The sequence below is a fragment of the Devosia sp. genome, from assembly GCF_035944845.1.
Taxonomy (GTDB): domain Bacteria; phylum Pseudomonadota; class Alphaproteobacteria; order Rhizobiales; family Devosiaceae; genus Devosia_A.
On sequence record NZ_DASZAW010000004.1, the window covers coordinates 18,563 to 30,808 of the forward strand.

Consider the following 12,246-nt stretch of genomic DNA (forward strand, 5'->3'; position numbering starts at 1 on the left):
CCCGCCTGGCGGCCCGGCGCCGCCCTATCGCCAGCGGCGCCGTGACCGGGGTCTAGGCGTCTCAGGCGTCCTGCTTGTCCAACCCGTAATACGTATGGAGCGCGCGAACCGCAAGTTCGGCATACTCGTCATCGATCAGCACCGAGGTCTTGATTTCCGAGGTGGTGATCAGCTGGATGTTGATCGACTTGTCGGCCAGTGCCTTGAACATCGAGGCCGCGACGCCCGCATGGTTGCGCATACCCACCCCAACCACCGAAACCTTGGCGCCGCCCTTGGCGCTGGTCAGCGTGCGGTACTCGAAGCGGCCGGCTTCGCCTGCCGCCTTCAGCGCCTTCACTGCCTTGTCGTGCTCGGCATCGGGCACCGTGAAGGTGATGTCGGTGGTCGAGCCGTCCTCGGAGACGTTCTGCACGATCATGTCGACGACGATGGATTCGTCACTGAGTGCCCCGAAGATCGCCGCGGCGACGCCCGGCCGGTCCTTCACGTCGCGTAGCGTGATCTTGGATTCGGCGCGCGCCAGGGTGACGCCCGAAACGATCTGCTTTTCCATGATCTCTTCCTCATCGCATACGATTGTGCCGGGTACCCCCGGCGTGCCGTCCGGCGCGATCTGCGGCGCATTCGGATCGTCGAAAGTTGAGCGGACGGTGAGCCGCACCTTGTGCGCCATCGCCATCTCGACCGAGCGGATCATCAGCACCTTGGCGCCGAGCGAGGCCATTTCCAGCATCTCTTCGAACGAGATCTTGCTGAGCCGCTTGGCCTTGGGGGTGATGCGCGGGTCGGTGGTGTAGACGCCATCGACATCGGTGTAGATGTCGCAGCGATCGGCCTTCACCGCGGCGGCTACCGCCACGGCGCTGGTATCGGAGCCGCCACGACCGAGCGTCGTGACCCGGCCCGACGGCGCAACGCCCTGGAACCCGGTGATGACAGGCACCACGCCATCGGCGAAGCGCTTTTCGAGTTCGGTCGGATCGATTTCGACGATCCGGGCCGCGCCATGCGCGTCATCGGTTTTGATCGGTACCTGCCAGCCCTGGAACGAGCGCGACGGAATGCCCATCTCGCTCAGCACCACCGCCATCAGCCCGGCCGTCACCTGCTCGCCCGAGGCGACCACCGCATCGTACTCGCGCGCATCGTGCAGTTTCGATGCTTCGTTGACCCAGCCGACCAGCTCGTTGGTCTTGCCCGACATCGCCGAAACCACCACGGCAACTTGGTTGCCGGCATCGACTTCCCGCTTCACATGCAGCGCCGCCTGACGGATGCGCTCGACCGTGGCGACCGAGGTGCCGCCGAACTTGACTACGATACGGCCCAAGGCCCCTACCCCGACTGTTGCCCGGCTGAACCCGCCGGTACGCTCAGAATTCGGCCGGGGACATGCCATAAATGGCGGGGGTTATCAACTCCGAGCCGCCGGCTATAGGTTGGGGCATATGGGAGGGGGCGCTATGACGGTCGAGATCGCGCGGCAGGCGCTGGAGGTAATCAATCGGCGAATGCGAGACAGGGACGCGGCGGTCGCCGACCTGTTTGTGCCGCATGCGCTGCTTGTCGGTTCGGAGGCGAACGAGATCGCCCACGGCAGCAAGGCGATCGCAGCCCTGTTCGCGGGCATCCACGGGCGGGACTACACGGTATGGTGGGATTTTCCGTTGCTCCATAGCGGCGGCGACACCCAGCGCGTCTGGCTTTTCGGCGAGGGTCATGCGGTGGTGGAGCGAGCCGGCGGCTCGAACCGCCTGCCCTACCGGCTTTCGGCGGTGCTCGTCGCCGAGGGCGACGACTGGTTCTGGGAGCTGTTCCATGGCTCGGAGCCACAAAGCCAGGCTGCGCCGATGCGTCCCCTTGCGGCCGGTGCCTGAGCGGCGGATATATCAGGTATGACCGACACCACCATCAACCCCGACGAGATCGCCAAGTTTGCCGCCATGGCGGATGAATGGTGGGATCCCAAGGGCAAGTTCAAGCCGTTGCACAAGTTCAACCCTGTGCGGCTGGGCTATGTGCGAGACAAGGTCATCGCCCATTTCGGCAAGGACAGCACGGTGCGCCGGCCGCTCGAAGGCGTGCGCATCCTCGATATCGGCTGCGGCGGCGGGCTGTTGAGCGAGCCGCTGGCCCGGCTCGGCGCGACGATGGTGGGGATCGATGCCGGCGAAAAGAACATCCGCATCGCCCAGCATCACGCCGAGCAGTCTGGGCTCGCGATCGACTACCGCGCCGTGACCGCTGAAGCGCTCGATGCCTCGGGCGAGCGGTTCGATGTGGTGCTGAACATGGAAGTGGTGGAGCACGTCGACAACGTGCCGCTCTACATGAAGAGCTGCGCCAGCCTCGTGAGACCGGGCGGGCTGATGTTCACCGCCACCATCAACCGCACGCCGCGCGCCTATGCGCTGGCCATCGTGGGGGCGGAATACGTGCTGGGCTGGCTGCCCAGGGGCACGCATGACTTCAGCAAATTCCTGACGCCGGACGAAATCTCGGCGCTCTGCGCGCGCAACGGACTCAAGGTCATCGACAAGACCGGCGTGGTGTTCCATCCGCTGGCCGACGAGTGGCGGCCGAGCCGCGATCTGGGCGTCAACTACATGGTGCTGGCGGCAAAGCCCGCCTGACGCACCGATCAGCCGATGACCAGCGTCTCGCGCCCATAAGCGAGCGTAATGGTGCCGCGGATCGGATGACCCGCCAGGTCTTCGTCCCAGAAGAGGAACCAGCGGCCGACGCCATAGGTGCGGTCGAGCGCGTCTTCGATGGCGACATCGAACGGCTTCAGGGCCTTCAGCGCGGCCGAAGCTGCGTCACTCATCACGGCGCGGATGGCGCCGCCGGTGGCGGTGGCCGCGGGTGTAAGGGTGGAATGGTGCATTCTATCCTCCGTCGTGGCGCCCGAAGCGCCGTTTCTGGAGGCCAACCTGCATCTGGTGGCTTGAACGGTGACTGAACCGGCTTGTTCGGCTGGCGTTCAGCAGATCGGATTTGATCGAAACCACCCCTCCTGCAAGAAAATCGCTCGATCGCGAACCGTTTTGGCGGCTCGGCGCCTCTTCTCGATATGCCGCCCTTCATGGGCGGCGATCGGAGAACCAGATGCTGTACCGCAAGAATGTTTTCGCCTGGGAGCAAGTTGTCCGCGTGATCGCGGGAGCGGCAATGATCGGCTATGGGCTGGTTGGTCTGCCAGGCGATTGGCTCGGCTATGGCCTTGCCCTGATGGGCATCTATGTCATCCTGACCGGCTTCTTCGGCTACTGCCCGGCCTGTGCGATGCTTGGCCGGAAACCAGTGAAAGACCCCCGATCGTGACCTGGCAACGCGCCCGCGAGCAGTTGATCATCTCGGCGCGAGATGGTGATCGTGACGCCATCGCGAAGCTGCTGGCGGTCGCGCAACCCGACCTCCGGCGCTACGCCCGGGCCAGTTGCAAGACCGCCGATGTCGATGACGCCGTGCAGGACGCGCTCTGCCTTCTGCACCGCAAGATCGGCAGCCTCAGGGCCGTATCGGCCTTCTCCAGCTGGCTCTACGCTGTGGTTCGGCGGGAATGCGCCCGGCTGGCGCGGCACCTGACCGGCGAGCCGATCGAAACGGTCGCCGACGACATGCGGCTGTCGACCCGCCCGGAGCTAGAACTGCGCCTCGACCTCGCAGCCGCCATCCAGTCGCTGCCGCAGCACTATCGCGAGGTCGTGCTGCTGCGCGACATGGAGGAGTTGACGATCGATGAGATCGCCAATCACCTCGCCACGACGCGAGAATCGGTCAAAGCCCGGCTGCACCGGGCGCGTCTACTGTTGCGGGAGTATCTGCGGGCCTAGTTCGCTTCGTCCGGCACATGCGGCAGCGGCAGGAAATCGACGCCATCGTCGATCAGTTCGGCCACCTCGTCGCGGGTCGCTTCGCCATAGATGCCGCGCGGATCGGCTTCCTTGAAGTGGATCTTGCGGGCTTCCTCGGCGAACCTGTCGCCGACATAGTCGGCCTCGCTGGTGACCTTCTTGCGCATCACCCGCAGCATTTCGCGGATCTCGGCCTGTTGCGGATGGCCGCTCGACAGCGACACCTTGTCCGAGTTCATCCGCGACACCGCCGGCGCCATCAGCGCTTTCTCCACCTTCACCGAATTGCAGATCGGGCAGGTGACGATGCCGCGCCCGGCTTGCTCGTCATAGGCTTCGGCGCTTTTGAACCAGGCGTCGAACTTGTGGGATCTGTCACAGATGAGCGAATAGCTGATCACGCCGATACGTCCTCTCGGGCGAATACCGTCGGGCCCGAAGCGCCGAGGGTTAGCGAAAACCGGCGTGCGTTGGCAAGCGCTGGAACCTTGCCGCGCGCTTCATCCACTGCTGATAGCTCGATGTCGGCAATGGCGACGCCGGGACCTTCACCGCCGAGTTGGGCAACGATCCGCCCCCAGGGGTCGATGATCATCGAATGGCCCCAGGTGGAACGGCCATTCTCGTGCGCGCCGGCTTGCGCCGCAGCGATCACCCACGAGCCGGTCTCGATGGCCCGGGCCCTGAGCAGCACTTCCCAATGGGCCTCGCCAGTCGGCACCGTGAACGCGGCCGGCACGGCGAGCACCTGTGCTCCGGCTTCCGCCAGCGCCCGGTGCAACGCCGGAAAGCGCACATCGTAGCAGATGGTCATGCCGAGCCTGAAACCGGGCGCATCGGTTACCACCGCGGCGTCGCCTCCGGCATAGGTCTCGCTCTCGCGATAGGTCCTGAGGCCGGGCAGCGTCGCATCGAACAGATGGATCTTGTCATAGCTCGCGCCGACCGAGCCATCCGGGCGGAACAGCACCGAGCGGTTGGCGAAGCGCCCGTCAGGCAGCGCCACAGCGAGCGAACCAAGATGCAGGCTGACGCCGAGCCGCCTGGCGATCTCGCCGACACGCGCAATGGCAGGGTTGTTCTCCCACGGTCCGGCCACCGCTTTCAGCCCGTCGCGGTTCTCGGCAAACACCACCGAGACCTCGGGCGACAACAGATACGTCGCGCCCTGCCCGGCCGCCTCGCCGGCCAACCGCTCGAGCTGGTCGAGGTTGGGGCCCGGCTGGGTACCTGAGGTCATCTGCAGGGCGGCGACGCGCATCGGGTGAGTCCTAGTTGGCTAGCAGCGGATCGAGCTGGCCGCGCCGGTCGAGCGCCGCCATGTCGTCATAGCCGCCCACATGGGTCTCGCCGACGAAGATCTGCGGCACGGTGCGCCGGCCATTGGCGCGCTGCACCATCGCCATCCGCACGTCGGGATCGTCGGCATCGACCTCCTCGTAGCTCACGCCCTTTTCGTCCAGCAGCGACTTGGCTGCATGGCAATAGGGGCACCACTGGGTCGTATAGATTTCTACCTTTTTCATCTCGCCTACAAAAACGCTGGGGTTTGTTGAGTTCTATATGGGGAGTTCGGCGCCCGTCACAACGCGCGCGAACGAGATCACATCGATTTTGCTCACCCCGGCCCGCCTCAGTTCACGCGTGATCGCCTTGACGGTCGAGCCGGTGGTGATGACGTCGTCGACCAGCACCACCCCTCGGCCCTTGAGTCGGCGCAGCACATCGGGATGCGCGGTGAAGGCGCCGGCGACATTGCGGTGACGGGCGTCGACGGAGAGCCCCACCTGCTGTCGGGTCCGCCGACGGCGACTGACGAGGCCGGTGTCGACGCTAAGTCCGGTACGACGCGCCAGCGCCCGGGCCAGCTCCGTCGATTGGTTGTAGCGCCGCTCGAACTGGCGCCAGCGATGAAGCGGCACCGGCACGAGGACTGGCGACTCGCCCCAGAAATCCACGCCCGCCGGGTGCATCAGTCGGGCGCAGAACTCGGCCAGCTCCGGGCGATCGCCATATTTGAGGCGACTGACAATGGTCCGGGCCACTTCGTTGTAGAGCACGGCGGAACGAGCCCGGTCGAACGGCGGCGGATCGGCAATTGCCTCGGCAGAACGAACGTCCGGGCCGAGCGACACTTCGAACGGCAGGCCCAGCACTGGGCAATAAGGCCGGCTGATCGGCCGGAGCTTTCTGAAACAGCCCGCGCAAAGCGCCGCATGCGCCGCGATCGGCGTCCCGCAGTCGAGACAGGTCGGCGGATAGACAAGATCGAGCAAAGCGCTGCCCAGCCGCGCCATGGCGGCCGTTCCGGCTTTGACTTTGCCCTGCCCCAATTCCATAACCCGGCAGTCTAAAGCGGGATCGGGACAGCTTGCGAGCCTTTCCTGTTGCTCCCGTCACCAATCGAACCGTGCGAACCCACCATGGCCCTCCCCCCAAAGGTCTTCGACCGCACCTTGATCGCCGAACATCTCAGCCGCAGGCCGACCGAGCCGGACGATTTCGTCACCCAGCTGGCGCTCGACGACCTGGCCTCGCGACTGATCACCGTGTCGCGCGATTTCGAGCAGGCGCTGATCATGTCGCCGGACGGATCGCGCCTGCCCCTGATGGGCCGCTCGGCCAGCGGCGCCTTCGCCTTCGAGCGCATCTCGACGGTGCTGGGCTCGCCCAATGCGCCGCTGGTCGACCCGGAGGCGCTGCTGCTGCCGCGCCAGGGCTACGACTTGATCGTGTCGCTGTTCGACCTGCAGGTGATCAATGATGTGCCGGGCTTTCTCGCCCGCATCCGCGCCCATCTCCGGCCGGACGGCTTGTTGATCGCCGCGGCGCTGGGTGGCGACAGCCTGACCGAGTTGCGGCAGGCGTTTCTGCGTGCCGATGCTGAAACCTCGGGCGGGGCCTTCGCCCGGGTCGCGCCCTTCATCCCGCTCGCCGATGCCGGCGGGTTGCTGCAGCGCTCAGGTTACGCCCTGCCGGTCACCGACCTCGAAACCTACCCGATCCGCTATGGCGACCTGCTGCGGCTGATGCGCGAGCTCAAGGGCTTGGGCGCGCAGAACCCGTTGGCCGACCGCCCCGGCCGCATGGCGACCAAGGCCCTGCTCGCTGCGGCCAGCGCTGCCTATGCCGACCTGGCGGGTGACCCGGACGGACGCGTCCGCGCCACGCTCGAGATCATCTGGATGAGCGGCTGGGCCCCGCACGAAAGCCAGCAGAAGCCGTTGCGCCCGGGCAGCGCGACAGTCCGCCTGAAGGACGTGCTGGGAAAAGCCTAAGTCTCTAGATGTCGTTGATGTTGTCGAGTTGGTCGACCGAGCGGTCCGACACATAGTCGAACATGGAAGTGACGCTGGTGCCGGTCAGCGTCATGGCGACGAGCGCGCCCACGGCGATCAACCCGGCGATCAGACCGTACTCGATTGCCGTCGCGCCGCTCTCATCGCCGAGAAAGCATCGAACCCGATCGCAAATGCCTCTCATCGTCCATCCTCAGAGCAGATCGCACAAGGGTGCGATCAGCGGTTCGTCGGCCGGCGGCATCGCATAGTCGCGCAGTTGTTGCGGGCGCACCCACTTCAAGGCGGCGTGTTCGCGAGCCTGCGGCACTCCTTGCCACTTACGACAGACGTAAAGTGGCATCAGAAGGTGAAAGCTTTCGTAAGAGTGGGACGCAAAGCTTAACGGAGCAAGGCACGCCGTCTGGGTGGAAATACCGAGCTCTTCTTCCAGTTCGCGGATCAATGCCGCCTCTGGACTTTCGCCCGGTTCGAGCTTGCCCCCGGGAAACTCCCACAGGCCTGCCAATTGCTTGCCTTCCGGCCGCTGGGCAATCAGTACCCGCCGGTCGGCATCGATCAGCGCGCAAGCCACAACCAGCTGGATCTTCACCCCCGACCCCAGTCCGGCGCCCGCCGGTAGATATAGGGGTAAACCTCACCGAAGCCTAGCGAGCTGTAGAGGTTGAGCGCCGGAGCGTTGTCGGCCAGCACCTGGATGGCCGAATGCGTGGCGCCCTTCGAGCGCACCCAATTGAGCGCCGCCCCCATCACCGCCCGGCCATAGCCCATGCCGCGAGCATTGGGGTGGGTGACGACATTGAGGTAGATGCCGATGCCACTGGCCACCGCAGCAAGCGCCGCCGCCACCGGTAGCCCGGCCTTGTGGTAGACCAGCACCCCACGCGCCTCGCAGGCGATATGGCCGAGGATTTCGGCCAGCACGTCGATGGTCGGCTGATCGTAACCCGACATCTGCGCCTGCGCCCGCATCCATTGCGGATCGGTCGGTTCGAAGTAGCGAGCCTGGAAGTCGAGCGGGAAATCCTCATTCGGCATTTCCATCGCCATCACGAGGCTCGGCTCGAACTCTTCCCAGAGCAGGCCGTCGAGCACTTCAACGATCTCAGGTGCGGTGAGCGGGGTCACCCGGAACACCGGCGCAATGCGATGGCGCTTGGAGAGTTCGGCCAGCCGCATTAACCGCAACTCGGCATAGCCGCCATCGCTCGGATCGAGGCAGTGGATCGAATTGGCGCGCTTGGTGTAGCCCTGCGCGTAGCGCCACAACCACAAGCCATCCTGGGCCTGCCGCAGCGCCGGCCAGGCTGTCAGTGTTGCACCTTCGATCTGACTGACGCTGAGTGGAACCATCAGGACCTGTAGTCGCCGTTGATGGTGATGTAACCATGTGTCAGGTCGCAGGTGTAGACCGTCGCCGTGCCGGCGCCGAGTCCGAGCCCAACCCGCACCTCGATCTCTTCATTCTTCATGTAGGCACTGGTCGCCGCCTCGTCATAGGCGGGGTCGCGCTCGCCCTGCGTTGCAACGCGGATATCGCCGAAGCTGATTTCGAGCCGGTCGCGATCGGCCGGCTCGCCGGCCTTGCCGACCGCCATGACGATGCGCCCCCAGTTGGCGTCCTCGCCGGCGATGGCGGTCTTGACCAGCGGCGAGTTGGCGATCGACTGCGCGATGCGGAACGCGCTCTTGTCGCTCGTCGCCCCCTCGACGGTGACGCTCACCATCTTGGTCGCGCCTTCGCCGTCGCGAACCACCTGGATGGCGAGCTCATGCAGCACATCGGCGAGAGCCTCGGCGAACACTTCGGCCCGCGGGTCGTCGGCCGAGTTGATGGCGGGGATGCCGGCCCTGCCGGTGGCAAACACCAGGCAGGTATCGGAGGTCGAGGTATCGCTGTCGACCGTGACGGCATTGAAGCTCGTGTCGATCGCCGGCTGCAGCAGCCCCTGCAGGACGTTTGCGGCAATCGGCGCATCGGTGAACACGAAGCTCAGCATCGTCGCCATGTCGGGCGCGATCATCCCGGAGCCCTTGGCGATGCCGGAGATCACCACCGGCACGCCGTCGAACTCGACGGTGGCGGTCGCCACCTTGGCGAAGGTGTCGGTGGTCATGATCGCCTTGGCGGCGTCCATCCACGGGCCGGGTGCCAGCCGGGTTGCCATTTCGGTGGTTACGCCGGCAAATTTCTGCGCATCGAGCGGCTCACCGATAACGCCGGTGGAGGCAAGGAAGATCTCGCTCGGCGCAACACCGAGCGCCTTCGAGACAATATCGGCCGACAGGGAAACCGAGGCCTTGCCCTTCTGGCCGGTAAAGGCATTGGCATTGCCCGAATTGACCAGCAATGCGCGGGCCTTGCCGCCGCCGAGGTTCTGCCGGCACCAGTCGACCGCCGCCGAAGGACATTTCGATCGGGTCAGCACACCGGCAACGACAGTCCCCTCGTCCATTGCGACGAGCAGAACGTCAGTGCGATTCTTGTATTTGATCCCGGCCTCGGCCGTCGCGAACCGAACTCCCGCGACATCCGGCAGTTCCGGGTAAGTCTTGGGCGCGAGGGGAGAAACGGGATGGGCCATGTTGCGTCCTATACGGCGACAATAGGCCCATCCGTTTGCCTCAACCCTAGCCGTGAAGCAAGTCGTTCATTTGCTCGAAGCGGTTTCCGAAAAAGTTGCAGACTGTTCCGGTTCGAAAGCGCGTCAGGCTGGGAAAGGGAAGGGTTCGACGCTTCATGGAAGCGGCGAAGCGCTCCACCGACCCGTGGCAATGAACCGGCCGAAGCGCGACTGAATGGTCGGGATGATGAAATAGACCATGGCGATCACCATCAGCGGAGCGACCACGAAGTTACGCTCCCACACCGGCCAGCCCTCGGTGAACGGCGCCACCAGATAGATGATCGCGGTAATGACCGGATAGACGGCGACCAGCACCAGCAACGCCATGCGGGTGCGGGCGGCGAGCGATGGACCGGCCGGCCTGGCAGGAACGGCGACGGCGGCAGCAGCGGATTGAATGGACATTCGAAAACCCCATATGAACGGTACGGCTCGTTACATATCGAAACGGAACGTAACGTTCAAGTGGATATGTGCCGCTGTTTCGTGTATTCCAGCCATGCATCCTCGTCAGAGCGTCTTGAGGGAAGGTTGCAGTCTTTTCCGCTTCGACAGCGTGACCAGATCAAAGAGTTCCAGGGCATCAAGCACCATGTCCATTACCGACAGCCAGCCACGCCGATCCATCGGCGCCGCCCGTAACCCCGACAGCCACGAGGCGATCCTCGCTGCGGCCGAGGAGATTTTCTGCGAGGCGGGCTACGCGGGGTTCTCGATCGAAGCGGTGGCGCGGCGGGCCCGCGCCGGCAAGCCTACCATCTATCGCTGGTGGCCCTCCAAGGCGCACCTGCTGCTCGATGTCTACACCCGGCTCAAGAGTTCACGCATGCCCGACCCCGATACCGGCACGCTGGAAGGCGATATCCGCACCTTCCTCACCGAGCTGGTGCGCTTCTGGTCGGGCAATACCGGCGGGGTCTACAAGTCACTGATCGCCGAAGCCCAGGCTGACCCCAAGGCGGCCGAGGCGTTGCAGGCCTATTCGATCGAGCGCACCCGGCACACCGCTGCGATCTTCGAACAGGCCAAGGCGCGCGGCGAGATGCGCCCTGATGCCGACAGCCTTGCCGCCTCCGACCTGATGTCCGCTTATGCATGGAAACTGCTGCTCACTGACCGGCTCGCCGACCAGGCCGACATTATCGACAAGGTCACCTCGATCCTGGTCCGCGGCCTCGTCAAGTCGTCACAGGATTGAGCCGCACCCGGCGAACCAGGGGGCTCGTTCAAGCCCAGCCACCGGCTGTCAGCCCTGCGAAAGCAGGGATGCCCCCGGGGCGGCATGAACGCTCAAAATGACAGAACCCCGGCCTCGGCCGGGGTTCCAATTGGCTTGGCATCCGAAAAGGCGGTTACGGCGCGGTGCCGGCGGCGCCTTCGGCCTGCGGCTCGGACTGCTTCTTGACTGCTGCGGCAAGCGCTGCATCCGGGATTTCGAGCTTGGCATCCTTCTTCAGCGCGGCGACGGCCTCGTCGAACGCCTTGAACATCACCTGCTGGCCCAGCTGCTGCTGCACCTGCTCGATCGGCGGCGGCGCGCTCATGCGCTTTTCCTCGACTTTGATGATGTGCCAGCCGAACTGGCTCTGCACCGGATCGGAAATCTTGCCCGGCTCGAGCGTGAACGCCACGGCCTCGAACTCCGGCACCATCATGCCCTTCGAAAAGAAACCCAGGTCGCCGCCGTTCTGCTTGCCCGACGGGTCGGTGGTCTTTTCCATCGCCAGCACTTCGAACGGCTTGCCGGCGTCGAGCTCGGCCTTGACCGCCTTGGCTTCCTCTTCGGTGGCGACGAGGATGTGGCGGGCGTGTACTTCCTCGACCGGCTTGAAGTCCTTGGTGAACTCGGCGTAGGCCGCCTTCACCGTGTCCTCGGTCACCGCGGCGGCGACCTTCTGAGTGAAGTAGTCACGGCGCAGCGCGCGCTCCTCGAGATACTGCAGGCGCTGCTTGAACAGGTCGGTATCGGCCATGCCGTCGGCTTTCGCCGCCTTGGCCATCACTTTCATGTCAATCAGCACGGTGACGAGGAAAGCGCGGCGCTCCTCGGGCGGCACCTGCTGCAGTTCCTGCTGCAGGTCCTCGGCGGCAAACGCCAGGTCTGCCTCGGTAATCGTCTGGTCGCCGATGGTCGCTACCACCGTCTCGGGCGCTGCGGGAGTGGCGGCGGCAGGGGCAGCAGCATCCTGCGCAAGGGCGGCGACGGGGGCGAAGCCAAGCGCCGTGCCGAGCAGCAGGGCACCGGCCAGGGTCTTCATAACTTTGTGGAAACCCCGCGGGGCATGGACGTTCATTGGGAATTCTCCTCGGATGGCGCAGAGCCCCCGGCCCGCGGCGGCGCAGGTTTGGCCCATTTGCGTTACGTTGACAAGCAAAACACCCGCTCTTACATGTCGCACCACTTCAAAGAGTGTTGACGGGTGAGGACCCGCCGCCTGCCGGATGAGATGAAGCGCCTTA

At 65.0% G+C, this 12,246-nt stretch carries 18 protein-coding genes; 6 read left to right on the forward strand and 12 right to left on the reverse strand.

Features of this window, described 5'->3' with window-relative positions; translation table 11 throughout:
* Window positions 1-61: 61 nt before the first annotated feature.
* Window positions 62-1,333 carry an aspartate kinase gene (locus tag VGV07_RS00555; RefSeq protein WP_326866719.1) on the reverse strand — a complete coding sequence of 424 codons (1,272 nt, stop codon included), beginning with the start codon at window positions 1,331-1,333 and terminating at the stop codon, window positions 62-64.
* Between the two features lie 133 nt (window positions 1,334-1,466).
* On the opposite strand from VGV07_RS00555, the gene VGV07_RS00560 reads away from it, so the two are divergent.
* Both VGV07_RS00560 and ubiG read left to right on the forward strand, forming a co-directional pair.
* The gene (locus VGV07_RS00560; RefSeq protein ID WP_326866720.1) at window positions 1,467-1,880 is read left to right on the forward strand and encodes a nuclear transport factor 2 family protein; all 414 of its coding nucleotides are present in this window, start codon (window positions 1,467-1,469) and stop codon (window positions 1,878-1,880) included.
* Between the two features lie 18 nt (window positions 1,881-1,898).
* Window positions 1,899-2,636, forward strand: coding sequence for a bifunctional 2-polyprenyl-6-hydroxyphenol methylase/3-demethylubiquinol 3-O-methyltransferase UbiG (gene ubiG, locus VGV07_RS00565; RefSeq protein WP_326866721.1), 738 nt, complete (start codon window positions 1,899-1,901; stop codon window positions 2,634-2,636).
* An 8-nt stretch (window positions 2,637-2,644) separates the two neighbouring features.
* On the opposite strand, the gene VGV07_RS00570 is transcribed toward ubiG, so the two are convergent.
* Window positions 2,645-2,890, reverse strand: coding sequence for a hypothetical protein (locus tag VGV07_RS00570; RefSeq protein ID WP_326866722.1), 246 nt, complete (start codon window positions 2,888-2,890; stop codon window positions 2,645-2,647).
* 110 nt (window positions 2,891-3,000) lie between these two features.
* On the opposite strand from VGV07_RS00570, the gene VGV07_RS00575 reads away from it, so the two are divergent.
* Together VGV07_RS00575 and VGV07_RS00580 are read left to right on the forward strand one after the other, a co-directional pair.
* On the forward strand, window positions 3,001-3,327 hold the full coding sequence (locus tag VGV07_RS00575; protein WP_326866723.1) for a DUF2892 domain-containing protein: 327 nt from the start codon (window positions 3,001-3,003) through the stop codon (window positions 3,325-3,327).
* The gene (locus VGV07_RS00580; protein WP_326866725.1) at window positions 3,324-3,839 is read left to right on the forward strand and encodes a sigma-70 family RNA polymerase sigma factor; all 516 of its coding nucleotides are present in this window, start codon (window positions 3,324-3,326) and stop codon (window positions 3,837-3,839) included. Before VGV07_RS00575 ends, VGV07_RS00580 begins: the two co-directional genes overlap by 4 nt.
* Here the strand turns inward: VGV07_RS00580 and VGV07_RS00585 are convergent.
* Genes VGV07_RS00585 through VGV07_RS00600 form a run of 4 tightly spaced genes read right to left on the reverse strand, consistent with a single transcriptional unit; the run spans window position 3,836 to window position 6,193 of the window.
* Window positions 3,836-4,261 carry a DUF1178 family protein gene (locus VGV07_RS00585; protein WP_326866726.1) on the reverse strand — a complete coding sequence of 142 codons (426 nt, stop codon included), beginning with the start codon at window positions 4,259-4,261 and terminating at the stop codon, window positions 3,836-3,838. The genes VGV07_RS00580 and VGV07_RS00585 overlap by 4 nt on opposite strands.
* Window positions 4,258-5,121 (reverse strand): carbon-nitrogen hydrolase family protein, encoded by an 864-nt coding sequence (locus tag VGV07_RS00590; RefSeq protein WP_326866727.1) that lies wholly within the window; start codon window positions 5,119-5,121, stop codon window positions 4,258-4,260. Before VGV07_RS00590 ends, VGV07_RS00585 begins: the two co-directional genes overlap by 4 nt.
* Window positions 5,122-5,131: 10 nt before the next feature.
* The gene (gene grxC / locus VGV07_RS00595) at window positions 5,132-5,386 is read right to left on the reverse strand and encodes a glutaredoxin 3 (RefSeq protein WP_326866728.1); all 255 of its coding nucleotides are present in this window, start codon (window positions 5,384-5,386) and stop codon (window positions 5,132-5,134) included.
* 33 nt (window positions 5,387-5,419) lie between these two features.
* Window positions 5,420-6,193, reverse strand: a complete 774-nt coding sequence (locus VGV07_RS00600; RefSeq protein ID WP_326866729.1) for a ComF family protein — start codon at window positions 6,191-6,193, stop codon at window positions 5,420-5,422.
* 90 nt (window positions 6,194-6,283) lie between these two features.
* Here VGV07_RS00600 and VGV07_RS00605 point away from each other — a divergent pair, with 90 nt between their 5' ends.
* Window positions 6,284-7,138, forward strand: a complete 855-nt coding sequence (locus tag VGV07_RS00605) for an SAM-dependent methyltransferase (RefSeq protein WP_326866730.1) — start codon at window positions 6,284-6,286, stop codon at window positions 7,136-7,138.
* A 4-nt stretch (window positions 7,139-7,142) separates the two neighbouring features.
* Here VGV07_RS00605 and VGV07_RS00610 read toward each other — a convergent pair whose 3' ends face one another.
* The 5 genes from VGV07_RS00610 to VGV07_RS00630 form a co-directional block, all read right to left on the reverse strand.
* The gene (locus VGV07_RS00610) at window positions 7,143-7,343 is read right to left on the reverse strand and encodes a Flp family type IVb pilin (RefSeq protein ID WP_326866731.1); all 201 of its coding nucleotides are present in this window, start codon (window positions 7,341-7,343) and stop codon (window positions 7,143-7,145) included.
* Window positions 7,344-7,352: 9 nt separating this feature from the next.
* Window positions 7,353-7,763 carry a (deoxy)nucleoside triphosphate pyrophosphohydrolase gene (locus tag VGV07_RS00615; RefSeq protein WP_326866771.1) on the reverse strand — a complete coding sequence of 137 codons (411 nt, stop codon included), beginning with the start codon at window positions 7,761-7,763 and terminating at the stop codon, window positions 7,353-7,355.
* Window positions 7,748-8,512, reverse strand: a complete 765-nt coding sequence (locus tag VGV07_RS00620; protein WP_326866732.1) for a GNAT family N-acetyltransferase — start codon at window positions 8,510-8,512, stop codon at window positions 7,748-7,750. The genes VGV07_RS00615 and VGV07_RS00620 overlap by 16 nt, the downstream gene beginning before the upstream one ends.
* Window positions 8,512-9,744, reverse strand: coding sequence for a bifunctional glutamate N-acetyltransferase/amino-acid acetyltransferase ArgJ (gene argJ / locus VGV07_RS00625; protein WP_326866733.1), 1,233 nt, complete (start codon window positions 9,742-9,744; stop codon window positions 8,512-8,514). The genes VGV07_RS00620 and argJ overlap by 1 nt, the downstream gene beginning before the upstream one ends.
* Window positions 9,745-9,897: 153 nt before the next feature.
* Window positions 9,898-10,191 (reverse strand): hypothetical protein, encoded by a 294-nt coding sequence (locus VGV07_RS00630; RefSeq protein WP_326866734.1) that lies wholly within the window; start codon window positions 10,189-10,191, stop codon window positions 9,898-9,900.
* A gap of 187 nt (window positions 10,192-10,378) precedes the next feature.
* On the opposite strand from VGV07_RS00630, the gene VGV07_RS00635 reads away from it, so the two are divergent.
* Window positions 10,379-10,984 carry a TetR/AcrR family transcriptional regulator gene (locus VGV07_RS00635; protein WP_326866735.1) on the forward strand — a complete coding sequence of 202 codons (606 nt, stop codon included), beginning with the start codon at window positions 10,379-10,381 and terminating at the stop codon, window positions 10,982-10,984.
* Between the two features lie 154 nt (window positions 10,985-11,138).
* On the opposite strand, the gene VGV07_RS00640 is transcribed toward VGV07_RS00635, so the two are convergent.
* Complete coding sequence (locus VGV07_RS00640) at window positions 11,139-12,080, reverse strand: peptidylprolyl isomerase (protein WP_326866736.1); 942 nt, start codon at window positions 12,078-12,080, stop codon at window positions 11,139-11,141.
* Window positions 12,081-12,246 lie beyond the last annotated feature (166 nt).